We start from the raw sequence: 26,535 nt of genomic DNA, 5'->3' as shown, positions 1-26,535 counted from the left end.
CCTTACCTGTCTTAATTTTCCCGCGCTCATTTCACAGAAAATCACTTAAAAAATCCTTCGCTCAATTTATTTTTTTACGCACTCCCTGTTGACAAGTTTTGCACCCCGTCTTAAACCGATCAGGTATTTTGCAGCCCGAAGCATGAAGAAATATTAAACCCATTAAAGCCATGAATTACGTTATCAAAAGAAATGGTGAGTTCGAACCCTTCAAATCCTTTAAGATTAAAGATGCGATAGAAAAGGGATTCATCAGTGTGAATAAACAACCTGATGAAGCGATATTCCAGCAGGTAAGCGCCCAGCTTTTACGCAAAGAAGTTTGGTCAGTAGAAGAGATCCAGGACATCATTGAAAAAGAAATGTTTGCACACAGTCATTTTGAAGTGATGCGCGCATTTATGTTATACCGGCATACCCGTAAATTACAAAGAGAACAGGTACATGGCCTGAACCCGTCTACTACACTGGTAGATAGTACACAAACCATTGAAGAATACATTTCGCAAACGGATTGGCGCATCAATGCCAATGCAAATACTTCTTATTCCAATGCAGGACTGGTGAACAATGTAGCCGGCAAAATCATTGCTAACTACTGGCTGGATAAGGTCTATTCACAGGAAGAAGGATATGCACACCGTAATGGAGATATTCACATTCATGACATCGACTGTCTCACAGGATACTGTGCAGGATGGAGTTTGCGGGCATTGCTGAACGAAGGATTTAATGGTGTAAGAGGACGTGTGGAAAGCAGACCGCCGAATCATTTCCGGGAAGCACTGGGGCAAATGGCGAACTTCCTCGGCATCCTGCAAAGCGAATGGGCAGGAGCACAGGCCTTCAGCTCTTTTGATACTTACCTGGCACCTTATGTTTTCAAAGACAATCTACGATACGACGATATCCTGAAGGCAGTGAGAAGCTTTGTGTACAACCTGAATGTACCTGCCCGCTGGGGCCAGTCTCCTTTCACGAATATTACGATTGACTGGACGGTACCTGAGGATTTGAAATTACAGTTCCCCACTAAAAAAGATATACATCTCTTTGATGGCATCACCGATCCTGTTATTTTGCAGAAAGCAAAAGACAGGGGTGTCGATCTGCTCTCAGAACTGACCTATATTCATTTTCAGCCGGAGATGAACCTGATCAATAAAGCCTATTATACGGTGATGACAGAAGGAGATGCTAACGGACAACCATTTACATTCCCGATTCCTACTGTGAACATTACAGAAGATTTTGACTGGCATGGAGAAAACACGGATCTGCTGTTTGAAAATACCGCGCGTATCGGCTCTTCTTATTTCCAGAACTTTATTGGTAGCCAGTATATCTATGATGAGAATGGGAATCGTGTAGAGAACCCGAATGCTTATAAACCCAATGCCGTGAGGAGCATGTGTTGCAGGCTGCAACTGGATCTGCGTGAATTATTGAAGCGTGGTAATGGTTTGTTTGGCAGTGCTGAAATGACGGGGAGCATTGGTGTGGTGACCATCAATATGGCGCGCCTCGGCTACCTGTACAAGGGAGACACTCATGCATTGTACCAAAGGCTGGACTTGTTATTAGACCTTGCGAAATCAACGCTGGAGAAGAAAAGGGTCTTTATCCAGGATATGTACGACAGGGGTTTGTTCCCTTATACCATGCGCTATTTAAAGCATTTCAGGAATCACTTCTCTACTATTGGTGTGAATGGGATCAATGAGATGATCAGGAATTTCACGAATGACCAGGATGATATTATCTCCGAAACCGGCCGTGAAATGGCAGCGGCAGTGTTAGAGCATATCCGTAAAAAGATGACGCAATACCAGGAGGAGACAGGTAATCTTTATAACCTGGAAGCCACGCCGGCAGAAGGAACGACCTACCGTTTTGCGAAGGAGGATAAGAAACGTTTCCCTGAGATCATACAGGCAGGAATGGATAACAACATCTATTATACCAATAGTTCACAGATACCTGTAGATTATACTGATGATCCTTTTGAAGCACTGTTATTGCAGGATGAATTGCAGTGTAAATACACAGGTGGTACCGTATTGCATTTGTACATGAGAGAGAAGATCAGTACGCCGGAAGCCTGTCGCAACCTGGTGAAGAAAGTACTGTCTCAGTTCAGGTTACCTTATATCACGGTAACGCCTGTATTCAGTATTTGCCCGGAGCATGGTTATCTTTCCGGCGAGCATGAATACTGCCCCATCTGCGAGGATGAAAGCCAGAAATGCCTGGTGTATACACGTGTAATGGGGTATCACAGACCGGTAGAGAGCTTCAACATCGGGAAGAAGGGTGAGCATAAGCAGAGAGTACATTTTGCAGAAACGGCTTGCTGTGAATAAGCCGATACATAGCATTACGCCTTTTACCTTATTGGATTTTCCTGATAAGACAGCCTGCATACTTTGGTTTGCAGGCTGTAATATGAAATGCCTGTATTGTTATAATCCGGGGATTGTGCTGGGGAAAGGAAAGCATAGTTATGCGGATGCCTTACAGTTTTTAAGCAGGCGGAAACAGTTACTGGACGGGGTGGTACTGAGTGGAGGAGAATGTACTTCCCATAAGGAGCTGCCGGCATTTTGCCATGCATTGAAATCAGCAGGATTGCTGGTGAAGATAGATACCAATGGGTCTAATCCGCAGATGATGGCGAACCTGTTAGCACAGGGCCTGGTGGATTATGTGGCACTGGATTACAAAGCACCGGCAGATAAATATGCAGGTATTACACAATCGTCGTTGTACACAAAATTTGAAGAGACACTACAGGTGTTAATGACAGATCGCACACCTTTTGAAATAAGAACAACGGTACATACTTCATTGCTGAATGAGGAGGATTTACAGGAGATGGTGGATTATTTAACCGCTAAAGGATTTAAAGGCAAACTCTATATTCAGCATTTTATCAACGACACAATGACGCTTGGCCGCCTGGATAATACACGGAACCGGGTTGATCCGCGAAAGGTAATGAGTAATTGTATCGAATTAATATTAAGAAATTAGCGTTTTTTTTGGTTAGCCCCTTAAAACACCCCTTAATTTATTGATAATCAATAAATTTACTCCCCCAATTGCAGTAATGTATAAGAGTTATTATATTTGTAACTGAAACTATACTATGAAAATGCAGGTGCAGGCCACAACAAATCCGGAAAACCATATTTCAATTCTTCAGCATCTATATAGATCGAAAGATTAGAAGGTGGCGGTTACCTATGCATTTGACCTGGTTTAACAACTAAAAACTCAACATGGCTGAAGACGCAAAGCTGGAAAAAGAAATACTCGCTGAATTAAAAAAAGATTTCCCACTGACGAAAGAGTCTATGAAAGAGATCAATTTGGGCCAATTTTCTTCTTTCCGCCCAGGTGGTAATTTCAAAATTACTTATGCCTGGAGATTGGCAAATTGTCCACAACAAGTAAGCTTTGTCAAGTACAGGAATGCAACAAAGTCAAGTACGGCGGATCCGTCCAGGTATGCAGGGGTCTGTATTAACCTGCCGCATCCACTGCCCGAGTTTAAGATTACAGCTAATACGGAGAATGATAAATTCCTCAACTTATATTTACCTAATTCAGTCAAGGTAAAGACAGTTCCCGCTTTCAATCATAAATATATCCTGGAGTCTACAGATCCGGGTACGATTGAGCAGGTGATTGGGCTTGAGTTTTTTAATAAGATTATGACGGTGCAGGACCTGAATGTGGAGGTAAAGGAGAATCAGTGCCTGATATATGGGGTGCATCCTTTTAACTATGATAGTTGTAAGGTAATGTTTCAGCTGGCCGAGGATATTGTTAAAATGGAAACTGTTAAATAAATTTGAGAGGGCCGGCAGTGATGCCGGCCTTTTTTTTCTGAAAAAGGTTTTCATTACCGTTGGTGAATTCCCTCTTTCATGAATGTTTTTATTCATCTTTGTGATCTCTATAATATTTATAATCGCTTGCGTATCCGGTGTGTTCAAATTTTTGACAAAAAAAAGTTATTATCTTTGTCCACATGCAACATCTCTTTGTTTCCAACACGCCTCCCCCGGTAGCTTGCTAAGCTAGTTAACCGGTTCTCTTTCTTACAACCTGTGCATCTTCAGTGCGCAAAAATCATCTATTTTGAAAAATTTAAAATACCCTTTCATGGTATTGCTGGGAGGCGCCATGTATGGAACAATGTCTTCATTCGTAAAAATGTCGTATACCCTGGGCTATAGCGCTGCGGAAGTATCCTTTGCACAAGCCTTGCTGTCAGCCTTATTCCTGGGATGCATTCCCCGCAAAACACCGCTCACAGGTAATGCCTGGCTCTCATTATTACTCACCGGCAGTGCCATAGGTCTGGCAAATTTTCTATATTACCAGTCCGTCAGCTATATTTCCGCATCTTTGGCCATTGTCATACTGATGCAGTTCACCTGGTTTAGTCTCCTGCTGGAATGGCTCATCTTCCGCCAGCGAGCCGGCAAACCAGAGCTGATTACGGTGTTCTTTATTTTATCAGGTACTATCATGGCGGGCGATCTGCTGCATGAAGGAGCGCTTGCAATTTCCTGGCAGGGTATTGTGTTGTCTTTAGCTGCGGCACTAGCTTATGCCGGCTATATTGTGGCAAACAGCAGGATTGGTAAAGGTGTGAACTGGCAAACGAAAAGCGTCCTTATCATGGCAGGCTCCGCTCTGACGATCTTTGTGATCAATGCAGGTACGATTGCAGCGCATCATCACTTTGACGCTACTTTCCTGCTCTGGGCGCTGTTCTTTGCCATCGTCGGCACCACCATTCCTACAGCGCTCTTTGCAGTGGGCATTCCAAAAATAGGTGCCGGTACCAGTGCCATCCTGATGACCATCGAATTCCCGGTGGCCGTGTTATGCGCACACTTCCTCCTGCATGAACGCATTACACCTGTTCAGATAGCGGGCATCATCATAATGCTGACTGCTATTTCAGCTATGAATTATTTCAAATCAAAAAAAACGAATTAATGTTTTATATCAGCGAAATACAACAGACACCCCCAGCCGAATTCCGAACACCACTGCAGGAACTGGTGTATACCACCCTGCAAAACATGCAGGTGCCGTTTGAACGGGTAGACACTGACGAAGCCATTACGATGGAAGATTGCATCCTGATCAATGAAAAGCTGAATGTGCAGATTGTGAAAACGCTCTTCCTTTGTAATCGGCAGCAGACAAATTTCTATCTCTTTGTGACCACTGCTGATAAGCCTTTCGTGACCAAAGATTTCAGCAGTGCAGTAGGGATTCCCCGCGTATCCTTTGCCTCAGTAGAATTATTAAACACGCTCCTGGGCACACCCGTAGGCGGTGCTACCATATTCGGCACCCTGCTGGACAAAGAAAATAAGGTGCAGGTACTGATTGATAAGGATGTAATGAATGAAGAATGGTATGGTTGCAGCGATGGTACCCCCAGGGGCTATATGAAAATAAGCAGGGATTGGATCATCAATGAATTCCTGCAATATACCCGGCACACACCTACATTTATACAGGTGTAATAAAGAGCTTATTTATTTATGAACTTCTCCATGCTTATAAATTACACATGATATCGCAAAAAGGGCTGTTTCAAAACTTAGAAACAGCCCTTTTTGTCCGGGTTCCTGATGGAGAAAAAAAATTTATGCGATTTCCCGGAGCTTCATTTTACTTATCTCCCTCTGATTATACGATTCCAATTGCACCAATATTCTCTTCCTGCTTCATCCTCTTCTTGTACTTAAAATACTGATACGTACTGAATATTGTCCAGAAGGGTATAATGATCATTAAACCCAGGGTAAACCTGAAAGCAAAAATGAACAATACATAAAATTCCAATACAGGAATATCAATATGTACCGCCACCAATCCAAAATAAATAAGAGGTACCACATACAGGAAAATAGCCAGGATACCGGCCAGTCTCAATGAATTTTTGTGCTGCTGCATCCGCTTTAAGGCAAAAGAATAGGCTACTGCCCGTAAAATTTTCTGGACATCTGCTTCTTCCAGCCCTTTCATCCGGAGCATCTTGTGAATTTCGTCATCATTAGTATAATGCTCTGTCATTCCAAGCACATATTGTACATTGTCCTCCAATTCTTGCTGTGTAAGCATAAGTATTTATAGGTTAGGGTTAATGAAAGTATAAATATATAAATTTTCCTATATTCATCGCTGATTATCATCATGCGTTATTAACCTAAACAGCACTATCTTGCAAGCGGTTTATAGAAAAAAATGTGTGACTTTAATTCCTGAAAAATAACCGCTGTTGTTAGCTTGCGACCAGCAAAAAGTGAATTAGTCACTCCCAGACAAAAGCATCGATAAAATGAAGAAACTGATTGGATACTTTCTATCCCCCATTCATTACATATTTTTTGGTGGTCTCTTATTAATTTTCCACCCAATCCAATGGCTGTGTCTCAAAACAGGCGGCTATAAAGCCCATAAAACCTCCGTTGATATACTAAACGGACTGCTTTCCTGCACATATATGTTACTTGGCAGCCGGGCACGCTTTGTCAATAACCAGGCATTGCCGGGTGACCGCCCCATCATATTTGTGGCTAACCACCAGAGCATGTACGATATTCCACCCCTGATCTGGGGTTTGAGGAAACACCACGCCAAGTTCGTATCCAAAATAGAACTGGCCAGCGGTATTCCAAGTATCAGTTTTAACCTTAAACATGGGGGTGCGGCAAATATTGACCGTAAAGATAAAAAGCAATCCATGGGCGAGCTCCTCAAGCTCGGTAGCCGCATGCAGGAAAAGAACTGGTCTGCCGTGATCTTCCCGGAAGGTACCCGTAGCAGGAATGGCGAGATGAAACCATTTATGACCGGTGGCGTAAGCATCCTGCTCAAAAAAGTACCGAATGCCCTGATCGTTCCTGTCGCCATTAATGGCAGCTGGAAGTTCTTTAGGCACGGAAAATTCCCACTCAGCACCTTCGAAAAAATGAGCTGGACCATCCTCGCTCCGATCGAAAGCGCCGGCCGCCCCGCTGAAGAAGTCTTGCAGGAAGCAGAGAATGCTGTCAGAAAAAGTATTGAAAATCAACATTAAAGTCTACAATTTTACCATTTCCAGCCAGAGGACTTAGGCAGTATAAGAATAGGGTATTCAACAGGAAATTCTGAGGAGGGCTATCATCTGCGACAGGTACGAAGATGATAATAAAAATGCCTTACCTTCCGGCCATGAATCGTCTATTTGTCTACGGTACCTTGCGGCCGAATGAAGAAAATGCGCACATTCTCGAAGCCATCGGTGGCACATTTAAAAAAGGCTTTATTTATGGCACTCATTACACCTCAGGTTTCGGGCCAGACAAACATCACCCGGGTGTAGTACTCAGGGGTACTAACAAAGTTCCCGGCTATATCTTTTACTCAGAAAGTCTTGCCACATCCTGGCCATCGCTGGATGAATTTGAAGGAGAAGGTTATTACCGGGTTACTGTCAATGTTACACTTGAAAACGGCACGGAAGAAACCGCATATATTTACACAACGGACGAGAAATAAAAAATGGTATTGGTTATTAAACAATCTGTACACCTAAATTTCTAAAACTATTCAAATCAGGATGGTTCGCATCCAGGTTAGTGATCAATGCATGCACATCCCGCATTCCGCACACTTTAAACGCTTCCACATGCCCTAAATGTCCATGATTTGACAATGCCACTACCTTCCGGGCATTGCCCAGCATCGATCGTTTTACATTGGCATCCGTCTCCCAGGTGGCAGTCACCCCCAGTTTATCATCCACGCCACAGGTACCCATCAAATACACGTCTGCAATGTATTTCTCTGCCTCCTTACACGTAGCGCCCCCTGTAAGCGTTGCTGTATTCCGGTCGTACACGCCACCCAGGCCAATGATCTCAATATGCTTAAACTTTGCCAGTACTTCTATCAAAGCCTGGTTATTCGTCACCACCCGTAACTGGATATCAGCAGGAAAACGGCTGCTAATTGCACAGATAGTCGTTCCGCCATCCATGAAAATTGTATTGCCGTTTTTTACAAACTGCTGCGCTTTCAGGGCGATAATGTCTTTTTCTTCGGTCAGGAATGCTGTCCTGTCATGAAACGTCAGGGGATTCTTTGAAAGCAATATAGCACCTCCCCGGATCTTTGAGAGTAAACCATTCCGGTACAAATGTTCTATATCCCTCCTGATCGTATCTTCTGATACATCCAGTGCCAGCGCTAATTGCTCATACATCACCTGCTCATGCACCTTCAATTCATTCAAAATAAAATCGAACCTTTGTTCTTTGATCATAACAAACACCTGATAAGGATGCAAATTTATAATAATTATAGTATCAAGGCATAATTCCCCCATCCATCGATGCCCTGATCACCTTATGCACATTCTCCATTATATGGTTGACCCGTAATCGCTTTGAATGAGCATGATCTTGCTGGCATCGGTTTATTTTTCGGTGTCCATCTCGTTCCTTACAGATGCATACACATTATCCAGTATACATTTCACCATGAGGCGGCGTGCCTCACTGTAGGAACAAAAGCCATTGATACTCATTTTTCCTGTCACTTCTACCAGGCCTTTGATCTGATACCAGACTACCTGTGTACTATCGCCTGATGGTAAGAAAAAGAAACGTTCAAAATTAACAGGTACATTAGACTGGAAGCTAAAATGTTTAAATATCGGTGTCCACATGATGCCATGCTGAATGCTATCAATGGATATTTTCACTGCCCGGCAAATACCATTTCCCTCGCTACCGGTTGTATCATTCATATAGTTTACCGTAAGCGGTACATCTTTCAAAGTAGAACCGCCTACGCAGCTATTAGCGCCAATCGTTTGTCCGTTTAGATAAGTTGTTCTGATCACCCTGCTTTTCCAGTTGAATGATCGATGGGATTCCAGGTGGCTATCATATAAGCTGGCGCTAAGGTTTTTTTTACTGCAGCCCGCAAGGAGGCCGCTAAATACTACGAGGATAATTAGCAAAGGTTTGTGGAATGGGGTCATGTATGGGCTGTTAATAATCCTAAGATAGTTTTTCTTCCTGTGATCCTGAAATATTAAGAAAGTAAAGTGGTTGTATAAAGTTGCCTTTTGATACAACCGCGTCACTATTTAAAATAAAAAACCGGGAGCACGATAGCCCCCGGTTATTCATAAGCCTCTTTAACAATTAAAAAAATCACTCCATTTTAAGCTTCCTGTGCCAATGCCAAAGCCTTGGGGAATAAAATGTTGTTCTCTAAATGAATATGTTGTCTTAAGTCTGTATCGAACTCCCGCAATTTTTCAAATAAGAATCTATAAGAATTACAAGCTCCCTGCGACACCTCGTAATCATTTGTCAGTCTGCGCCATTCTTCCAGTGATTCACCTGATGAACTGTGTTCTTTCATCATCGCCTCTACAGTACCTTTGACGTATGGCATGTCCTTTTCTCCAGCCACCAGTTGCTTGATAGCAGGGAACAGGATCTGTTCTTCTTTTTCCAGGTGATCCAGCAGGTCTTCTGCCTCGCGCAGAATAGCGGCTCTCAGGTCTATCAGTTCAGGATGCGTGTCACCATGGTGTCCTGCTACCTTCTGGCCAAACTGCCAGATCACAGGCAATGCATCTTTTACATATTTATGGTGAGTATTCAGGATATGCTCTATCAATAATTCAGGTGCCAGTACACCCAGGTCACTGCCCGGTTGCTTTGCTTTTAATTCCGCAGTTTCCAGTGCTTTCCACAATTCCTCTTCAGCGATTCCGCCCTGTGCCGCCGCCTGCGCAATAGTCTGGCCGCCACCACAACAAAAATCTATACCAAAACCTCTGAACACATCGGCCATGCGATAGTCATTTCCAGCCATTTCTCCGACTGTGATTACATTATTTCTTACCATGTTGAAATGTTTTAAATTTGATTACAAGTCTTTTCTATTAAATCGCCGCAGCGCCCAGCATAACGGCCAACCCATCCATAATAACAAGAGTACAAATCCCGTGAGCATACCGCCCACACTTCCGAAAAATGAGGCAAACACCGCGCCTGTATACCCCATCATCGCTGAACTATCCAATCTTAATAAAACAATGATTCTACCTAAATCTATCGGGTTCAAAGCACCCATTACTACTGCCGGTTTCTCCAGCGGATAATCGCTGAACTGGAACAAGAGAAACAGTACCAGACCATCATATAACAACGAAAAATAAAACCAGGACAGGATCGCTACCCCAATTCCTCTCGCCTTATCCCTCATCATCACAGATCCTAATATCGCCAGTGCTGAAAAGATCACACTCAGCGCCATCCCTACCAATATCAATAAAACTGCCGTCATGCTCCCGTCAAAGATCAGTAAGGGCAAGCCCACGCCTATGCAAAATGCAATCAGCAATGACAGGGCTAAACCGATATACACACTCAGCAGGATCTTCGTTCTCCGCAAAGGCTGGCATACCAGCAATTCTATAAATGCAGATGCATTATAATAATAGATCGTTGAAAAGATAATACTCACCAGTGGCAATACAATCAGCACGATATTCAATAAACTCAGTAAGGCTTTTGTTCCATTGTCAGTCAGGCACAGCAACAACATTGATACGACCAGCAACAATACCGTATAACTTACCAATATCCTGTTGCGTAATATATCCAGCACTACGTATTTAATAATCTTCTTCATAGTCCTCCATTTTCCATGACATGAGCCATTGCGCGTACTAACTTTTGCTCTCCTGTTTTTGCCTGCAACTCTACCACCTGTTTATGAAACTGTAGCTTTCCATCCTGCAGGTATGCTACCTCATCTACCAGGTCATCCAGTTCTGACAGGATGTGTGAAGTGATCAGTACCAGCTTCCCGTTCCTTGTTTCCTGCAGGATCTTGTCCTGCAAAATCCCTGATGCGACCGGATCCAGGCCCGCTGTAGGCTCATCCAGTACAAGCACTTCAGGATTGAATAAAAATGCCAGACATGCACTTACTTTCTGCCTCGTACCACCGGATAATGTCCGCATCGGTTTATTGGCCAGCTGGGGCAATTTAAATGCCTGTACCAGGTCTTCATCAAGCTGGGTATACTGCCGTATATCCTTCATCATTTCCATCACCTGGGAGATGGTCATGTTCTCCGGATAACTACTGATCTGCGGCATATAACCAATATTTGCCCTGTAGTCACAGCTTCCCAGGATAGAGGCGTCTTTGAAAACAATATCTCCTTTATCAGGTACTACCATTCCCAGCAGGCTTTTAATCAGAGTCGTTTTCCCGCTACCGTTAGGTCCTATCAAAGCCACACTTTTACTTGCCGAAAACGACAGGTTGATATTGTCCAGCGCCTGCAGCCGGCCAAATCGTTTATATATATTTGTAAAACGAATCATAGCGTAAGGGGTTTCATAAAAGGTGCACGATCCACCAGGTTCACAGGTGTGATACCCGGCATTACTTTTTCTGTACGGTCCAGCAGACTTACCATAAAACTGTGGAATAACATCATCACAGCCGGGTTCTTATCTGCTACCATTGCATATAAGCTCACCGGGTGATATGGCACGTCTCCCTTTCCATCCCTGTTCAGGTCATAGCCCTCATATTTATCCCAGTAGTTGTTGTCAAAATGGTTCAATACCAGTGAGCCATTGGTCGCTACGTCAAATGTGTTACCAAAGAAATTGTTGTGCGTGATCTTGTTTTCAGCGCAACTTGCCTGTACCTTCATCGCCCAACCATTTGTTTTGAATACATTTTCCGATACCTGCACTCTTGTAGTGCCTTCCATATAAATACCCACGGTATTGTCTTCAAAGTGGCTCTGTTCCATCCTGCTGTCTGTAATCTCCTTCAGCAAAATTCCATACGCACCACCACCCTGATTACCTGCAAACCTGTTCCGCTTCATATCCACACCATGTGAAAACATCACGGATACACCTGCTTCATTATGATCAAACACATTGTCTTCATAGTGGTCATTGTGCGAAAACATAAAGTGCAAGCCATAGCGTACATTCTTAAAACTATGATTCCCTTTGATCAGTGAATTCGTTACAAATTCAAAGTAGATCCCATCCCTGTGCTGCGTTACTGTATTACCGATCAGCTGCATCCCATCGCAATGCCAACAGTGAATGCCATTGCCTGACTGTACACGCTGGTTTGCGTTGGATTTTAGTGTATTACCGGTTATCACACAGCTATCAGACTGCTGGCAATAGATACCAAAAAAGGTTTCTTCCAGCACATTGTTTTTGATCGTCACATGTCGTACATTCCCCAATTTAATACCCGCCAGATCCTTCCAGTCAGAAAAGCCTGAATGCCTGATCACAAATCCTTCCAGTGTAACATGGTTGGATAAAATCAATACCACCTCATACTTGCTCTCTCCATCCAGCACTGGTTTGCCCACACCTTTCAGATAAATGGCTTTGTCAATTACCAGGCCTTTTTCATAATACACACCGGCGGGTACTATGACTGTATCACCTGCTTTTGCCTGCTGCAAGGTCGCCTTCACTGAACTTTTTACAGTCCATACACCTGCCCATGCCTGCAGCGGCAACAGCCACATTAATATTATCGATATAGCTCTTTCCATGTGAGTGATTCTCCGTTAAACGACTTCATTTTCACACTGTCTGCAAAAGCTGCGATGTCACTACCCATTGGAGAATGGAATGAAGTGCTATGCAATAACCTGCTCTCTTCCGCTTTGATCCACTGTCCATCTGTAAAGTCCAGCAGATAGATCCCACCGATCTCTTGTCCGCCAGCTTTTACTGCCGCCAGCAAACAATGCACATCATCATACTTAAATACTTTCCCCTTCTTTGTTACGATCTCTGCACCAAATCTTTTATCTGAAAAACCCATTTTACAGAAATCACAGGCATCCTGTCCGTATTTAATAGGAGCCGGTCCGCTGCTACAACTCTGTAAGCCTAGCATCAAACCGCCTATCAGAAAAAACCCTTTCTTAAACTTAAAAGATAGCAATACCAGGGCCGCCCCTACACCAATAAAGATCCATCCACCTATGTCAGGAATTGAATAAGCCCCGAAATTCAACAATTGCTTATAACCCAGCAATGGTGGCTGATACGCCATACCCGGTACCCTGATCGGTGCTTCCGGGTTCAGGTTGTGCCCGTAGTTATATTCCCACCTGTAAAAGTCCACCATCGATACAATGGCTACCAGCAGGAATAAGGCAACCCAGGCATAATACAGTTTCCTGTTATTCATCACCGCTACCACAAAACCCAGCAGCGCCAGTCCGCCGATGATAAAGGGTAACACCTTGAACTCAATGAAATCTTCTGTATGCAATGTTTGCATACCTATGTAATGGTTTAGTCCATTCACGATATCCACATCCCCGCGTAATCCATTAGCAGCAATTTTCAACGTAAGGCCTTCCGGGTATTGGGGGGCGGCCAGCTCTATTTTCCATATCGGAAAATAGAGCACTGCCACCATCGCCAATGAAAGCATGAAAATGACTGCCCTAAAGCGGGTTGACAATTTTCTTTGCATTTTAGTTTATTTAGTTTTTAGCTACTGCACTGTCAGGCAGGTTTGTACCGTACTTCAGCGGTGTGTTTGCACCTGCTTTGGATACTCTTACATAACCCTGCATTTCCTGGTGCAGTGCGCTACAGAAGTCAGTACAGTAGATAGGGAATACACCCTCAGCATCTGGTACCCACTTCAGTGTACAGGTTTCGCCAGGCATGATCAGGATTTCTGCATTTGCAGCACCTTTCACAGCAAAGCCGTGAGGAATATCCCAATCCTGTTCCAGGTTAGTTACATGGAAATATACTTCATCGCCTACACGTACACCTTCAATATTATCAGGTGTGAAGTGGGAGCGGATAGCAGTGATATACACATGTACCTTGTTACCTTCACGTACTACTTTCGCTTCTTTCTCACCCTTTGTTACAAAAGGATGTTTGTTTTCCTCGATCTTGAAATACTTCACGGAGTTATTCTTGATCAGGTCAGCAGGAAGTGCCTGTGCATAGTGAGGTTCACCCACGGTAGGGAAGTCCAGCAACAGTTCCATCTTATCGCCGGAGATGTCGTACAGCTGTGCACTTTGTGCCAGCTCAGGACCAGTAGGCAGATAGCGGTCTTTAGTAATCTTATTGTATGCAATCAGATATTTACCAAAAGGATGTTTGGTGTCACCGCCTGGGATACACAGGTGACCTACGGAGTAGAAGGTAGGTTTCCTGTCGAGTACTTTCAGGTCTTTGATGTTCCATTTCACTACTTCGGAAGAAACGAAGAAGGAGGTATAAGCATTACCTTTTCCGTCGAACTCAGTGTGTAATGGGCCAAGGCCTGGTTTCTGCACTTCACCGTAGAGGGCGGATTCGTATTTAACAACAGGGATACCCTGGTAGTCGCCATCGAAGTCTTTCTTTTCGATCGCAGCCATCAGCTTGTCGAAAGAGAATACAGGGATCAGCGCAGCCAGTTTACCGCTACCTACGATATATTCACCAGTTGGGTCGATATCGCAACCATGTGGAGATTTAGGACAAGGAATGAAATACACGAAATCTTTCAGTTGGGTAGGATCCAGTGTCAGCACCTTGCTTTCGATAGTAGAGGTCGCACTGTGAGTCGTTTCATTATACACGTTGTGTGCATAACGGGAGTTCTTCAGGACACCTTTATTGTTTTTGATATATTCTTCAGCTTTCTTCCAGTTCACTGCCATGATGAAGTCTTTATCACGCTGGGAAGCGTTTACTTCAAGCAGGGTATGTGCCTGTTCTACGTTGTAGCAGGAGAAGAAGAACCAGTCGTGGCTTTTACCTTTACCGGCATGGCTCAGGTCAAAGTTGATAGCAGGGGTCAGCAGCTGGAAAGCCAGGGACATACGACCATTGCTGCTGTCAATCTTAATAAAGCTGATAGTACCATTGAATGATTTTTTGTAATCAGCAATAGGCACATCTTGTTTGTCGCCAATAGGTACACTGAAACGAGTACCGGCTACAACGTATTCTGTATTTTCGGTACAGAAAGGAGAAGAGTGGTTACCGGCGCTGTTTGGCAGCTCGATGATCTCTTCGGTTTTGAAAGTAGCGAGGTTGATACGTGCTACCCTTGGCGTGTTGTTTGCATTTGCGAAGAGCCAGCGGCCATCGGGAGTACCATCTTTCTGAGACAGTTCCAGGTGGTGTTGGTCATCCCATGGCAGGGAACCGTGAGAGGTTTCGAGCATAGGTTTGGTTTCTTCGCTGTAACCATAGCCATTTTCAGGCATTACAGAGAATACAGGGATAATTTTGAGCAGACGGCCTGAAGGGATACCATAAACAGCCACCTGGCCATTGAAACCACCGGAAACGAAGTTGTAGAACTCGTCGTATTTACCCGGTGCTACGTAAACTTTTTCAGCAGCGCCGGCAGTGATGGCACCTGCTTCGTTGCGAGGCTTACAGGACGCGAATGCTACGAGGAGCACCGCTATTGAACTTAACCGCATAGAATTGTTATTTAGATGAATCATTGTTACGCATAAATTCCAATACGTCTCTGGTTTCCTCATCGCTCAGGTGTTGATTAGGCATACGAACCATGCAAACTGCCAGCATTGCCTGTGCGTGCGGATCTTTGTCGATCATCTCGTCTGTGTTGCTCACGAAGTTCATAATCCATTCCGGAGATTTTCTCGTGGTAACACCTTTCCAGCCGGGTCCCACCAGCTTTTCATCGGTCAGTTTATGGCAGGCTGCGCATTTTACTTCATACACGGTTTTGCCTGCTGCAATCATTTTTTGGTCTAATGTGGCAGTCAGCGCTACATTTGTGTACTTTCCCGCCCCCTTGGTGGAATCGTATGCTGCAGAAGATGCAGACGTGGAACTCGCGAGACTGTTGTCTTCAACTACAGGTGCCGAGGAGTCCTCCTTTGGAGGCTGACTGTTGTTAGAGCAGGCCCAGGTGAGTCCCAGTAGCACTGCTGTGTAAACATACTTTTTCATTTATTAAAGATTGTGTTCTGACAATTCCTGATACAAGATTACACCAGTTAACAGCCCGAAGATATGATCCAGATCATAAAACCTGATTTGATATAAATCACTACAAAACCTGCTGAAGATCATTTATCGGCATGATGGGTCGGGGTAGCTTTGAGTATACCTAATAAATCGTTCACAATGATCATCCACACCGACCTGCTGGGAGAATGGGGCGCCATCCGCCTGACAGCGGAAAAAGGCCGGGTTATCTTTACAGAGGGGGAAGAAGCGCACTTTTATTACCAGATTGAATCCGGGGAAGTCCGGATGGTGAATACCGGGGCTAATGGAAAGGAATTTATACAGGGGATCTTTGGATCAGGAGAATCTTTCGGGGAGCCACCACTTTTTACAGGCGGGGAATATCCTGCCGCTGCTGTAGCTGATAGTGACAGTGTAATATGGCGCCTGCCTAAGCCAACGTTTATTCGTTTACTGAAAGAGAATCCGGACATTCATTTTGCTTTTACATCTTTGCTCGCCAAACGGCTGAGACTGAAGACTATTCTATCAAGAGAGATGACCTGCAGCGAGCCGGCGGTGCTGATAAGAGGAGTATTGAAGCGGTATACGGTGCCGGAATTATTGCATGGCCGACTACGTGTTACGCTGACGAGACAGCAGATAGCTGATATGACGGGGTTAAGGGTGGAGACGGTGATCCGCACGATCAGAACGATGTATAGGAAGGGAGATCTATTGGTTAATAAAGGAAAGGTGTATGTTTGATACCATTAAGAAGTGGACGTATTTGTCACTGGTGAATTTATTGATAGTGTCCATGCTGGGTGTGACACTAAGGTATAAGGGGGCATTTTCCCTGCCGGTACTGGATTATAAATACCTGTTGCATGCACATTCTCATTTTGCTTTTTCAGGGTGGGTAACGACGGTGTTGTTTACGTGTTTCGTGTACCTGATACCTTTCAGGAAGACGTACATGTACCAGTTCTGGCTGAACCAGGTGGCAAGTTTTGGCATGCTGATTAGTTTTGCGATCCAGGGCTATGGGGTGGTGTCAATTGCGTTTTCAGCGTTGTCAGTGGTGTTTAGTTTTTGGTTTGCGATTTCGTACTTAAAGGATATTTCTTCTTTAAGTTTTCCTCCTTTGGTAAAGTCCTGTTTGCGGCTGGCGCTGGTGTTCCTGATGATTTCCAGTGCAGGGCCTTTTATGCTGGCTTTTGGGAAGGGGGATATGGTATTGTACAATAATGCGATTTATTTCTATCTGCATTTTCAGTATAATGGTTGGTTTACGTTTGGGGTGGTGGCATTGTTCTTTTGGGCGGCACCGAGGTTTCATATTTACCTGGCACCGAATTTCAGTAAGGTATTTGTGATATTGATGGGGATTGCCTGTGTGCCGGCATATTGTATGTCTACGTTGTGGGCGCATCCTCCGGGATGGGTATATACGATAGCAGGGGCAGCGGGAATGTTACAGCTGGCGGCATTGGTGTTTTTGATACTGGCGGTACCGGTGATAAAGAATTTGCATGTGCTGTGGGTATTGGCTTCGCTGGCGTTTATTGTTAAAATTGTTTTGCAGGTATTGACGTTGGTAACTGCATTGGGCAGGTTTGCGTATGGGTTCCGGCCGGTGGTGATTGGGTATTTGCATTTAGTGGTGTTGGGATTTGTTTCGTTTTTGATTCTAGGTTTTTTGATATTGAATCGACTGATAAAGGGAGATAAGTTGGGATTGGGGATATTTATAACAGGGGTGATTGCAAATGAGGTGATATTGATGGTACAGTGTGTGATGGCATATTTTTGGGGGAGTGGAACGCCGATGGTACCGTATTGGTTGCTCGGGGCCGGGATGGTGATGATGACGGGGATAGGAGTGCTGGTGATCAGGAACAAATCCTGATGAATATCGGGATTTCATTAAAATGTTTGAATGCATAGCTATAGAATATTCCCCTTCTATTATGGCTGGGAAAAAAATGGGCCATCCGTATCAACCGGGTATTAAGTGCTTTGTTTATCATTCCCGTTATTCTTGTACAAGTACGTTACCCTACAGAGACAAGTAGCACCTTACCAATCTTCCTGCTATTACCACTTTGGGTTGCACAGTTCCTGGTTCAAAAGAAGTGGTATTATTCACGAGGTAATCCAGCTTAACGACTACTTACCCTGCTCTACTATTACAAACAGTAGAGACTTATTTAAAAGCAGAAGACCCTGGTGCTATCGAAAATCCCGACAGCTTCCAGAGTCTTGTATTGCACCAAATTTATTTACAGATTACAGCTGACCCATAATTTTCATCATACTCCCGATCGCCCCGGAACTATGCAGCACCTCCGTTTGCTCCAGCGTCATCGCCGCCATTGCTGATGCCGTCTTCCGCATCTTCTGCTCATACGCTGCAATGGCCACCTGCACATCTTTCTCATTCGCCAAACTACGGCTCAGCTCCAGGGCATCCAACATTGCCATATTCACTCCTTCCCCAGCATAAGGCGGCATCAAATGCGCCGCGTCTCCCAACATTGTCACATTCGGCAAGGCCTCCCAATCCTGATCCAATGGCATACAATATTGTGGTCTCGTAATCATTCCTGCCACATTTGCGAACAAGGTCTCATACACCGGTGCCCAGCCTTTAAACTCAGCCCGGTACCAATCCAATAAATCTCCCTTCAGTGCCCAATCCGCCTCCGATTTAAATCCAGCATAGAATGACAGGGTTCCATCTCCCTTCGCACTTACTATCAGCGTCTTACTATCCCCAAAAATAAACAGCTTCCCTCCTTTCACTAACTCAAACATTTCAGGTACCAAATTCTCCGCATCATAGACACTCCCTTCCAACACGGTCATTCCCACGAAAAATGGCTTTATCGGGGTTATAAACGACCTTATCTTTGAATTCGCGCCATCAGCCCCTACCACTACATCGGCATATGCTGTCATACCATTCTTAAAACTCAGCAACCAACCATCTCCACTTCTCTCCATGCCTGCAAACTGGCTATCCCATATCACCGTATCTTCCGCCAGTGATTCCAGCAATATTTTCCGCAAAGGCCCCCTGTCAATTTCAGGACGGCTTTCCTCCTTCTCCCCTGCATGCTCATCTGCAAGGATGTGGGCGTTCTTGTCCATTACCCTGATCTTATCAGCCCCCGGGCGGTAGTTCGCTATAAAGGGCTCCATTAGCAAGCCTTCCTGCAATGCTGCTAAACCAGACTCTTCATGCAGGTCCAGTGTTGCGCCCTGTACCCTTGCATCCTTATCCAGATCTCTTTCATATACTTGTACCGATGGAAAACCTTTTACCTGCAACAGACGAGCTAATGTCAATCCTCCAGGGCCTCCACCTACAATGGCTATTTTCTTCATAGAAATTTTGATTTTGATGATACAAAGATCTGAAGTGATTTTTGGATAAAATAGCAGGCTTTGGGCAATAAATAGTCCTAAAAGGTCAAAATATAGTGTAAGAAGCAGTTCCAAAAACAATAGTTATATCATCATACAGCAATCGTAAGAATCCTTTTCCTATCTTCTGAATCAAACAGCCATCCTCGGAATACTACACCCATCTCCTGAAAAAATCACTCAATTATCATTCCCTGTTACAAGAACTTTCATCCCCATACGAACAATTCATTCATATCCCTTTTTTTGTAGATTCAGAAACAATGAGGCCAGCGTTCCCCGACAATAAAGCCAATCAAAATTCATTCATATCCCTTTTCTTTGTAGATTTAGAAACAACGAGGCCAAGGGTTCCCTCATAACAAACCCAATCAATCTACCCATGCAAATTAAATCTTCGAACAAATTCATTGACCTATACCTTTTTACCATTGGATTTGCTACAATCTTCCTGCTCATCGCAACCCACATGCACAAATTCATATGGCTGACACTTTTCCCGGTATTCGGTATCGTACTCTGGCTGGTGGTATTAAAACACCGGTTTCCCAAAGCTGTCTCTGCGAAAGGGGATACAATGACTGTAAAATACTTCCAGGCATTTCGCACGAAATATGATTCGTTTCCTGTGAGTGCATGCAGGTTCAATCTGGAAATGTTTACACGGGTTGTTAAAGACAAAAAGGAGAAAAACTATCAGTTAACTATTTCAATAAATAATAGTGAAAGATGGAAATTTACCACCATGGAAGGATTTCATGTTGAAGACTTTCTGGCCTTATTGAAATATATCGGGATTTATTAAAGGGGGAAAACAAATTAAAATACTGGAACTCATTTCATAATTGCCAATTAAATATTGATTATCAATCCCTATCTATGAAATGAGTCCTGGTAAAACACGGAACTTCGAGTTCCTCAAATCTGATTAAAATTATTAACTATGCAAATCAATACTACCGCCAAATACACCAATCCCGACCTCTTCCTCTGCGTGATCGGCGTTTTCTCTGCTCTCCTATTCTCCGTTGTTATTTACCACATTCCTGGTCTCACCTGCCTCGGACTCATTCCTCCTATTGCCTATGTATGTTGGCTGGTTCTTGTCAAAAACCGTTTTATAAAAATTATCGCCATCGAAAATCACCTGCTCACCATCACCTACATCCATGGTTTCAAAACAAAACAGGAATCTATTCCAGTCAGCGCCTGCCAATACAAACTGGATCACATTACCCGCCATGATCACACTCCAGACGGGCCGGTGAATACTCCTTTCTACCAACTTACGATCCTTACCAACAACGTAGTAAAATGGCGAATCACTGATATCGATGGTTTTTCTGTACAGGATTTTCTTACCATCATCCAAACCAAATAATCAATTAACTGCACAGAACTTCCTCTTACAACGATGCTGGCACCAAGCTCTCCATAAATTAATATCCGCCATGACACGTTCTCTTACAACCAGGCTGGCACCATGAACGCTATAGCATCCCTTCACTAAATATTGCCCCGCATAAAAATCTACCCTCAATACTAACACCACACCTGCTTAGCAAATCCTTGGCAACTGCTCCCCTGGCAAAAAGTTTACCACCCTATGCCCACCAATCCTACTCTCCAGCACCACCTTTCCTGCATGGTCCTTCGTCACTGTTCCAATGATCGCCGCCTGCGCTCCTCCTTTCATCCCCCTCAGTGCACCTAATACTGAAGGCGCTACTTCCGCGCTCACTATCGCCACCATGATCCCCTCATTCGCCACATACAAAGGATCCAATCCCAGCATCTCACATGCCGCTGCCACCTGCTCATTCACCGGTAAAAGCGCCTCTTCCATCAGTACACCCAATTTTGTCGCCTCTGTCATTTCATTCAGCACTGATGCCAAACCACCTCTCGTCGGATCCCTTAAAAACTTCACCTGCTCTCCAAAACAATCCAGCAATTTCCCCACCATTTCATGCAAAGGTCTTGTATCACTACACACCTCTGTTTCAAACTCCAGGCCCTTCCGCACACTCATGATCGCCATGCCATGTGTCGCTATTTCTCCACTCACAATCACCACATCTCCCGGTACGATCCTGTTATGATGGATCGCCGCCCTTGGATGTATATGCCCAATACCTGATGTATTTATAAACAACTGATCACCTTTTCCCCGCTCCACCACCTTCGTATCGCCCGTCACAATCGCCACTCCAGCCGCCTGCGCTGCCGCCTTGATATGCTGCAGCACTTCCCTGAAAAGAGATAATTCCAAACCTTCCTCTATGATAAATGACAACGACAGATACCGCGCCATTGCACCACACATCGCCAGGTCATTCACTGTTCCGTTAATTGCCAGATCCCCGATGTTCCCTCCCGGGAAAAACAGCGGAGATACCACGTAACTATCCGTACTAAAAGCCACCTTCCCATTCAATGAAAAAGTAGCTCCATCATGCTGCTGATCCAGCCAGTCATTGTGCAACAAATCAAACACCTCAGTCTGTAACAACTGATGTGTCATCAATCCACCACTACCATGACCCAAAGTGATGATCCCTGAAACACCATTAGCAGGTAAAGGACAATTTAAATTCATACTGTACTTTTATATTGGTAATATGCGGCACATGCTCCTTCACTGCTTACCATCGGAGCACCCAGCGGATGCTCTGGTCTGCACCTGCCTCCAAAGGCAGGACATTGCACCGGTTTCTTATGCCCCCGCATTATATCACCACTAATACAATCAGGGTCTTCCTCTCTAACAGGTAAGTGTATATTAAACTTTAACCTTGCATTATATTGTTTGTAAGCTTCCTTCACCTCATACCCGCTATCAGGTATGGAACCAATTCCCCGCCACATTCTGTCGCTTACGTCAAACACTTCATGGATCGCCTTCATCGCCATCGCATTCCCCTCTCTTGCTACCATGCGTGCATATTGATTCTCTACTTTATACGTTCCTTTTTCCAGTTGGGTCACCGTCATCAATATCCCCTGCAACAGGTCCGCCGGTTCAAAACCAGTCACGACAATCGGTACTTTGTATTTCAATGCAATCGGATCGTATTCTGTCGTACCCATAATCGTACATACATGCCCTGCTGCCAGGAATCCATCTATCACATTATCCGGATCTCCCAGGATTGCTTCCATCGCCGGCGGTACCAACACATGAGATGCGAGAATGCTGTAATTTTGAACACCCCGTGCTGCAGCCTGTACTACAGACAATGCATTTGCCGGTGCTGTTGTTTCAAAACCGACTGCAAAAAACACCACTTCCTTCGTAGGATTGTCTATCGCTACCTGCACTGCTTCTAATGGTGAATACAGGATCCTTACATCAGCACCTGCTGCCTTTGCATGCAGTAAGCTCTGTGATGATCCCGGCACCCTCAGCATATCTCCAAATGAACAAAAGATCACATTAGGTTGCTGCGCCAGCCACAATGCCTCGTCCAGCACACTTACACTTGTCACACATACAGGACATCCCGGACCATGCACCATATTAATTTGCGGTGGCAACATATCCAGCAAACCATTCTTCACTAAACTATGCGTTTGTCCGCCACAGATTTCCATCAGCGTCCATGGCCGCGTGGTGACACGGTACAACTCATGCAAATATTTTTTCACCAACTGTGGGTCGCGATATTCACTGATGTATTTCATAACAGTTCCTCCAGATCATTCAGGATCACTCATTGCAGTTCTTCCGGATCCAAGTATAATAATTCTTCCTGCTCATTCATTTCAATCATCCAGGCGCACTCATTGCAACACCCGCTAATTGTTAATTCAGTCTAAACGTCCTCTCCTCATGCTCAATTATAAAACCGTTCTCAAATTTTCATTTGCCTGCAGATGGGAAGATCCGCTCTTGCTATTTCCCCCTCAAATTAATTCCTCCAAATCTCCCATCTGTTCCAGATAGGAAAAAATCTGCTTCGCCTCCTCCTCATTCACCACTCCTATGGCCACTCCCACATGCACCAGCACATAATCTCCCACCACCGCCTCCGGTACCATACAAAGACTTACTTCTCTCATAATACCACTGAAAGAGACCTTGCCTTTTCGAAACAACGCATCCTCTCCTTCATGAATGGCAATGACTTTTCCAGGTATAGCCAGACACATAATTAATCATTTTGTATACTAAAGCAAGCCAGTTGCCCAGCTGCAATACATTCATCATTTGGACTCAGCATTCTGTGAAAATGCCCCTGCATCATACCCGCCAGCAATGGACTTTGAAATACGCCACCGCTAAACGCCACCTTCTCGGCCTTAAAATGAATCTTCAATTTCGTCACCAGGTGTGCCAGTGAATAATATACCTTATAAGCAATCTCCCGCTTATCCATTCCTCTTTCCACATCAGCTATCACACCTAAAATTAAAGGTCTCCACTGGATCACCTCTCCATGAATCGGCATGTCATAATACGTATGCGTTACTATGTCACCAATCCCAGCTTCCATCTTCATGACCGCTTCTCCTTCGTAAGTATTGAAGCCTGTTACGCCCAGTATCGCTGCCACACCATCCAGCAGGCGCCCCATACTACTTGTTTTCAGCGGACAATGCCCTTCCAGCAACTGGTGATAATACCGCCACTCCTGGTCATTAAAATAATGCCTGATTATGCCGTGCCGCCCGGGGAAGTTTTGTAATAAAGCCAATGCCGATAACCGTGGTTCTTTGTTCATTTTGTCTCCCATTAACTGGGGAAAATAATCAAGGTGCCCCACCCGCTTCATCTGGCCTTCTTTATATACAAAAACTTCCCCACCCCATATCTGTTCATCTTCACCATAACCGGCACCATCCCATATAATGCCCAACACAGGATGCCGTTGCTGTAACAGGTTATTTTCTGCCAGTACAGCCCCAAAATGCGCTTTGTGATGCTGTATAGTCGTCAGTGTAGCGCCGGATAGCTTAGCCATTTGTTTACCCAGTTTGGAAACGAAATAGCCAGGATGCATATCCGTCAGGATTTGTACTGGTCGTCTTTGTAATAGTTGTAAAAGGTTTTTTAATGTCTCTTCGAATCGTTCTTCGGTTTCTAAAGTTCCATGACTGCCCAGGTATTGGCTCACCAGCCAGTAATCTTCGCCTGTCAGTGCAAATGTGCTCTTTAATTCTGCCCCCATGGCCAACACGCCATCCCTGCTATGTTTGTGTAAATAAACAGGTGATAATCCCCGTCCTCCTCTCAATATAATGCGTCGACCTTTCGATGTAAAACAAATCACACTGTCATCCTGTGGAAATACAATCTCCCTGTCAAAGCTCAATACCAGGTCCGCAATACCTACCGCATCCTCATCTTTGTAGATAATAGGCACACCATTCCCATTTGCACTGGTGGCAATTAATGGTTTTCCGTATCTTGATGAAATTAATTGTAATAAAGGCGAGTAAGGTAAAATCACACCCAATCTATCCAGCCCTGGCGCCAGGTCTTCGGCAGGCTTTTTCAGTTTACATAACACTACGGGTGCCACAGGACCCAATAATTCTAAAGACTCAACCGCTGTGAGATAAACATCTTCCGCAGCTCTCTCAAGTGTAGGATACATGACCGCAAAAGGCTTTTGTGGTCTGTTCTTTTTTACACGCATTGCCGACGATTGCGACACATCGCACAGTAACAGGTAGCCACCGATCCCTTTCACCGCCACGATACCTCCTTTTTTCAAACACTCATCTACTTCCTGCAAAGATGGTCCATACACAGGTACCCCACACTCAGGACAGGAATTCGTTTCACTATGAAAACGCCTGTCTGCACTATTCAGGTACTCTTCATTACAATCCGGACATTGCTGCAAGTGCGACATACTGGTATGCTCACGCTCATAAGGCAATGCACGCATAATTGAATACCGTGGACCACAATTCGTACAGGTAGTAAATGCATATTGATAACGCCGGTTGGAACTATTCGTTAATTCCTTTCTACAGGTATCGCAAAGCGCAATATCCGGCGTTAATAAAAGGCTGGTCGCTGAAGCCGCCGTACCAGGTAAAATCGTGAAGGAGGTAAAGGGAAACAATGGCGCTGGTCGCATATGGTGATGGGTAATCAGGGCATGTACGGGAGGTTGCGAAATAATAGTGTTATAAAATTGAGCTGCTTCTCCTGCCGAGGCGTTAAATGCAATATGTACTCCATCCGGACTATTGCTTACCGCACCAAGTATATGCAGGTCTTTTGCTACCCGGGCCACGAATGGTCGGAAGCCAACTCCCTGTACACGACCGCTGATATGGATATGATACGAGTTCACGATTTTTTTGATTCCAGCCATTGATACCATTTATCCAGTCCCTCTCCTGAAGTACAACTTAGCGTAATCACTTCCAGTTTTGGATTAATCCGCTTTGCATTCGCAATTGCCTTGTCAAGAGAAAAAGGGACATAGGGCAATAAATCTATTTTGTTTATGATGCATAGATGAGAGGTGTGGAACATGTCCGGATATTTCAACGGTTTATCATCTCCCTCGGTCACACTCATCACTACAACTCTTTCTTTTTCTCCCAGATCAAACATCGCAGGGCAAACCAGGTTACCTACATTCTCTATAAACACGATCCCATTTTCATGTGGATGCATTCCCTGCAAAGCATGCATCACCATATGCGCATCCAGGTGACAACCTTTTCCTGTATTGATCTGAACTACTTTTGTACCAGTGGCATGTATCCGGTCAGCATCACGGGTGGTTTGCTGATCGCCCTCAATTACGCTGAAATTCACCGTGTCCTTCAGGTCTGTTAAAGTCCTTTCTAATAATGTCGTTTTTCCTGAACCAGGTGAGCTGACCAGATTGATCGCGAGAATATTCTTTGCATCGAAAAAACCACGATTCCTTGCCGCTAATAAATTGTTCTCATATAAAACATCTTTCTCTACAGCTATATGTTTCTCACCATGGTCATGCGTGTGAGAATGACTATGGCTATGACTATGAGTATGTGTATCGCATCCACAAGTAGCGCACATAACTTTCAA

Annotated in this window: 27 protein-coding genes; 11 read left to right on the top strand and 16 right to left on the bottom strand. The window is 44.4% G+C overall.

From position 1 onward, the window contains the following. Window positions 1-170 precede the first annotated feature (170 nt). The 5 genes from U0033_RS30735 to U0033_RS30715 all read left to right on the top strand — a co-directional run bounded on the left by U0033_RS30735 (window position 171) and on the right by U0033_RS30715 (window position 5,555). On the top strand, window positions 171-2,363 hold the full coding sequence (locus U0033_RS30735; protein ID WP_072366151.1) for a ribonucleoside triphosphate reductase: 2,193 nt from the start codon (window positions 171-173) through the stop codon (window positions 2,361-2,363). Continuing rightward, window positions 2,356-3,033: an anaerobic ribonucleoside-triphosphate reductase activating protein gene (locus U0033_RS30730; protein WP_143150962.1), complete on the top strand. Its 678-nt coding sequence runs from the start codon at window positions 2,356-2,358 to the stop codon at window positions 3,031-3,033. Before U0033_RS30735 ends, U0033_RS30730 begins: the two co-directional genes overlap by 8 nt. Window positions 3,034-3,281: 248 nt before the next feature. Then, window positions 3,282-3,854, top strand: a complete 573-nt coding sequence (locus U0033_RS30725) for a hypothetical protein (RefSeq protein ID WP_072366147.1) — start codon at window positions 3,282-3,284, stop codon at window positions 3,852-3,854. A 292-nt stretch (window positions 3,855-4,146) separates the two neighbouring features. Then, window positions 4,147-5,016, top strand: a complete 870-nt coding sequence (locus U0033_RS30720) for an EamA family transporter (protein WP_072366146.1) — start codon at window positions 4,147-4,149, stop codon at window positions 5,014-5,016. Further along, window positions 5,016-5,555: a prolyl-tRNA synthetase associated domain-containing protein gene (locus U0033_RS30715; protein WP_072366144.1), complete on the top strand. Its 540-nt coding sequence runs from the start codon at window positions 5,016-5,018 to the stop codon at window positions 5,553-5,555. Before U0033_RS30720 ends, U0033_RS30715 begins: the two co-directional genes overlap by 1 nt. A 166-nt stretch (window positions 5,556-5,721) precedes the next feature. Here the strand turns inward: U0033_RS30715 and U0033_RS30710 are convergent, their stop codons facing one another. Continuing rightward, window positions 5,722-6,156 carry a hypothetical protein gene (locus tag U0033_RS30710; RefSeq protein ID WP_072366142.1) on the bottom strand — a complete coding sequence of 145 codons (435 nt, stop codon included), beginning with the start codon at window positions 6,154-6,156 and terminating at the stop codon, window positions 5,722-5,724. A 217-nt stretch (window positions 6,157-6,373) separates the two neighbouring features. Here U0033_RS30710 and U0033_RS30705 point away from each other — a divergent pair, with 217 nt between their 5' ends. Both U0033_RS30705 and U0033_RS30700 read left to right on the top strand, forming a co-directional pair. Then, on the top strand, window positions 6,374-7,114 hold the full coding sequence (locus U0033_RS30705; protein WP_072366140.1) for a lysophospholipid acyltransferase family protein: 741 nt from the start codon (window positions 6,374-6,376) through the stop codon (window positions 7,112-7,114). 134 nt (window positions 7,115-7,248) lie between these two features. Beyond that, the gene (locus U0033_RS30700) at window positions 7,249-7,575 is read left to right on the top strand and encodes a gamma-glutamylcyclotransferase family protein (protein WP_072366196.1); all 327 of its coding nucleotides are present in this window, start codon (window positions 7,249-7,251) and stop codon (window positions 7,573-7,575) included. A gap of 16 nt (window positions 7,576-7,591) precedes the next feature. Here the strand turns inward: U0033_RS30700 and U0033_RS30695 are convergent, their stop codons facing one another. The 9 genes from U0033_RS30695 to U0033_RS30655 all read right to left on the bottom strand — a co-directional run bounded on the left by U0033_RS30695 (window position 7,592) and on the right by U0033_RS30655 (window position 16,064). Further along, entirely contained in the window at window positions 7,592-8,341 is a 750-nt protein-coding gene (locus U0033_RS30695) for a DeoR/GlpR family DNA-binding transcription regulator (protein ID WP_072366138.1), read from the bottom strand. A gap of 153 nt (window positions 8,342-8,494) precedes the next feature. After that, a complete protein-coding gene (locus U0033_RS30690; protein WP_072366136.1) occupies window positions 8,495-9,064 on the bottom strand; it encodes a hypothetical protein in 570 nt (189 codons plus the stop codon). 185 nt (window positions 9,065-9,249) lie between these two features. Next, on the bottom strand, window positions 9,250-9,945 hold the full coding sequence (gene ric / locus U0033_RS30685) for an iron-sulfur cluster repair di-iron protein (RefSeq protein WP_072366134.1): 696 nt from the start codon (window positions 9,943-9,945) through the stop codon (window positions 9,250-9,252). A gap of 21 nt (window positions 9,946-9,966) precedes the next feature. Next, window positions 9,967-10,734: an ABC-2 transporter permease gene (locus tag U0033_RS30680; RefSeq protein WP_072366132.1), complete on the bottom strand. Its 768-nt coding sequence runs from the start codon at window positions 10,732-10,734 to the stop codon at window positions 9,967-9,969. Further along, entirely contained in the window at window positions 10,731-11,438 is a 708-nt protein-coding gene (locus tag U0033_RS30675; protein WP_072366130.1) for an ABC transporter ATP-binding protein, read from the bottom strand. The genes U0033_RS30680 and U0033_RS30675 overlap by 4 nt, the downstream gene beginning before the upstream one ends. Continuing rightward, complete coding sequence (locus U0033_RS30670) at window positions 11,435-12,655, bottom strand: nitrous oxide reductase family maturation protein NosD (RefSeq protein ID WP_072366128.1); 1,221 nt, start codon at window positions 12,653-12,655, stop codon at window positions 11,435-11,437. The genes U0033_RS30675 and U0033_RS30670 overlap by 4 nt, the downstream gene beginning before the upstream one ends. Further along, window positions 12,634-13,593 carry a nitrous oxide reductase accessory protein NosL gene (locus U0033_RS30665; RefSeq protein ID WP_322518601.1) on the bottom strand — a complete coding sequence of 320 codons (960 nt, stop codon included), beginning with the start codon at window positions 13,591-13,593 and terminating at the stop codon, window positions 12,634-12,636. The genes U0033_RS30670 and U0033_RS30665 overlap by 22 nt, the downstream gene beginning before the upstream one ends. A 10-nt stretch (window positions 13,594-13,603) precedes the next feature. Further along, entirely contained in the window at window positions 13,604-15,565 is a 1,962-nt protein-coding gene (gene nosZ, locus U0033_RS30660) for a Sec-dependent nitrous-oxide reductase (protein ID WP_322518602.1), read from the bottom strand. Between the two features lie 7 nt (window positions 15,566-15,572). Beyond that, a complete protein-coding gene (locus U0033_RS30655; protein WP_072363778.1) occupies window positions 15,573-16,064 on the bottom strand; it encodes a c-type cytochrome in 492 nt (163 codons plus the stop codon). Window positions 16,065-16,241: 177 nt separating this feature from the next. Here U0033_RS30655 and U0033_RS30650 point away from each other — a divergent pair, with 177 nt between their 5' ends. Together U0033_RS30650 and U0033_RS30645 are read left to right on the top strand one after the other, a co-directional pair. Further along, window positions 16,242-16,832, top strand: coding sequence for a Crp/Fnr family transcriptional regulator (locus U0033_RS30650; protein WP_143150847.1), 591 nt, complete (start codon window positions 16,242-16,244; stop codon window positions 16,830-16,832). Beyond that, on the top strand, window positions 16,825-17,976 hold the full coding sequence (locus U0033_RS30645; RefSeq protein ID WP_072363779.1) for a hypothetical protein: 1,152 nt from the start codon (window positions 16,825-16,827) through the stop codon (window positions 17,974-17,976). The genes U0033_RS30650 and U0033_RS30645 overlap by 8 nt, the downstream gene beginning before the upstream one ends. Window positions 17,977-18,356: 380 nt before the next feature. Here the strand turns inward: U0033_RS30645 and U0033_RS30640 are convergent, their stop codons facing one another. Next, window positions 18,357-19,457: an FAD-dependent oxidoreductase gene (locus tag U0033_RS30640; RefSeq protein ID WP_072363780.1), complete on the bottom strand. Its 1,101-nt coding sequence runs from the start codon at window positions 19,455-19,457 to the stop codon at window positions 18,357-18,359. Between the two features lie 421 nt (window positions 19,458-19,878). Between U0033_RS30640 and U0033_RS30635 the strand changes: the two genes are divergently transcribed. Further along, window positions 19,879-20,301 carry a hypothetical protein gene (locus tag U0033_RS30635; protein ID WP_143150848.1) on the top strand — a complete coding sequence of 141 codons (423 nt, stop codon included), beginning with the start codon at window positions 19,879-19,881 and terminating at the stop codon, window positions 20,299-20,301. Between the two features lie 138 nt (window positions 20,302-20,439). Next, window positions 20,440-20,877, top strand: a complete 438-nt coding sequence (locus tag U0033_RS30630; RefSeq protein WP_143150849.1) for a hypothetical protein — start codon at window positions 20,440-20,442, stop codon at window positions 20,875-20,877. Between the two features lie 177 nt (window positions 20,878-21,054). Here the strand turns inward: U0033_RS30630 and hypE are convergent, their stop codons facing one another. From hypE to hypB, 5 genes are all read right to left on the bottom strand, one after another. Beyond that, a complete protein-coding gene (gene hypE / locus U0033_RS30625) occupies window positions 21,055-22,095 on the bottom strand; it encodes a hydrogenase expression/formation protein HypE (RefSeq protein WP_072363783.1) in 1,041 nt (346 codons plus the stop codon). Continuing rightward, window positions 22,092-23,180: a hydrogenase formation protein HypD gene (gene hypD, locus U0033_RS30620; RefSeq protein ID WP_072363784.1), complete on the bottom strand. Its 1,089-nt coding sequence runs from the start codon at window positions 23,178-23,180 to the stop codon at window positions 22,092-22,094. Before hypD ends, hypE begins: the two co-directional genes overlap by 4 nt. 222 nt (window positions 23,181-23,402) lie before the next feature. Beyond that, window positions 23,403-23,648, bottom strand: coding sequence for a HypC/HybG/HupF family hydrogenase formation chaperone (locus U0033_RS30615; RefSeq protein WP_072363785.1), 246 nt, complete (start codon window positions 23,646-23,648; stop codon window positions 23,403-23,405). A gap of 2 nt (window positions 23,649-23,650) precedes the next feature. Next, entirely contained in the window at window positions 23,651-25,828 is a 2,178-nt protein-coding gene (gene hypF, locus U0033_RS30610) for a carbamoyltransferase HypF (RefSeq protein WP_072363948.1), read from the bottom strand. Then, window positions 25,804-26,526: a hydrogenase nickel incorporation protein HypB gene (gene hypB, locus U0033_RS30605; RefSeq protein ID WP_072363786.1), complete on the bottom strand. Its 723-nt coding sequence runs from the start codon at window positions 26,524-26,526 to the stop codon at window positions 25,804-25,806. The genes hypF and hypB overlap by 25 nt, the downstream gene beginning before the upstream one ends. Window positions 26,527-26,535 lie beyond the last annotated feature (9 nt).

Origin of the sequence: Chitinophaga sancti, assembly GCF_034424315.1 — a bacterium.
Classification (GTDB): domain Bacteria; phylum Bacteroidota; class Bacteroidia; order Chitinophagales; family Chitinophagaceae; genus Chitinophaga; species Chitinophaga sancti.
Note: the sequence above shows the minus strand (reverse complement) of the source record. Positions and strands in the feature narration are given on the sequence as shown.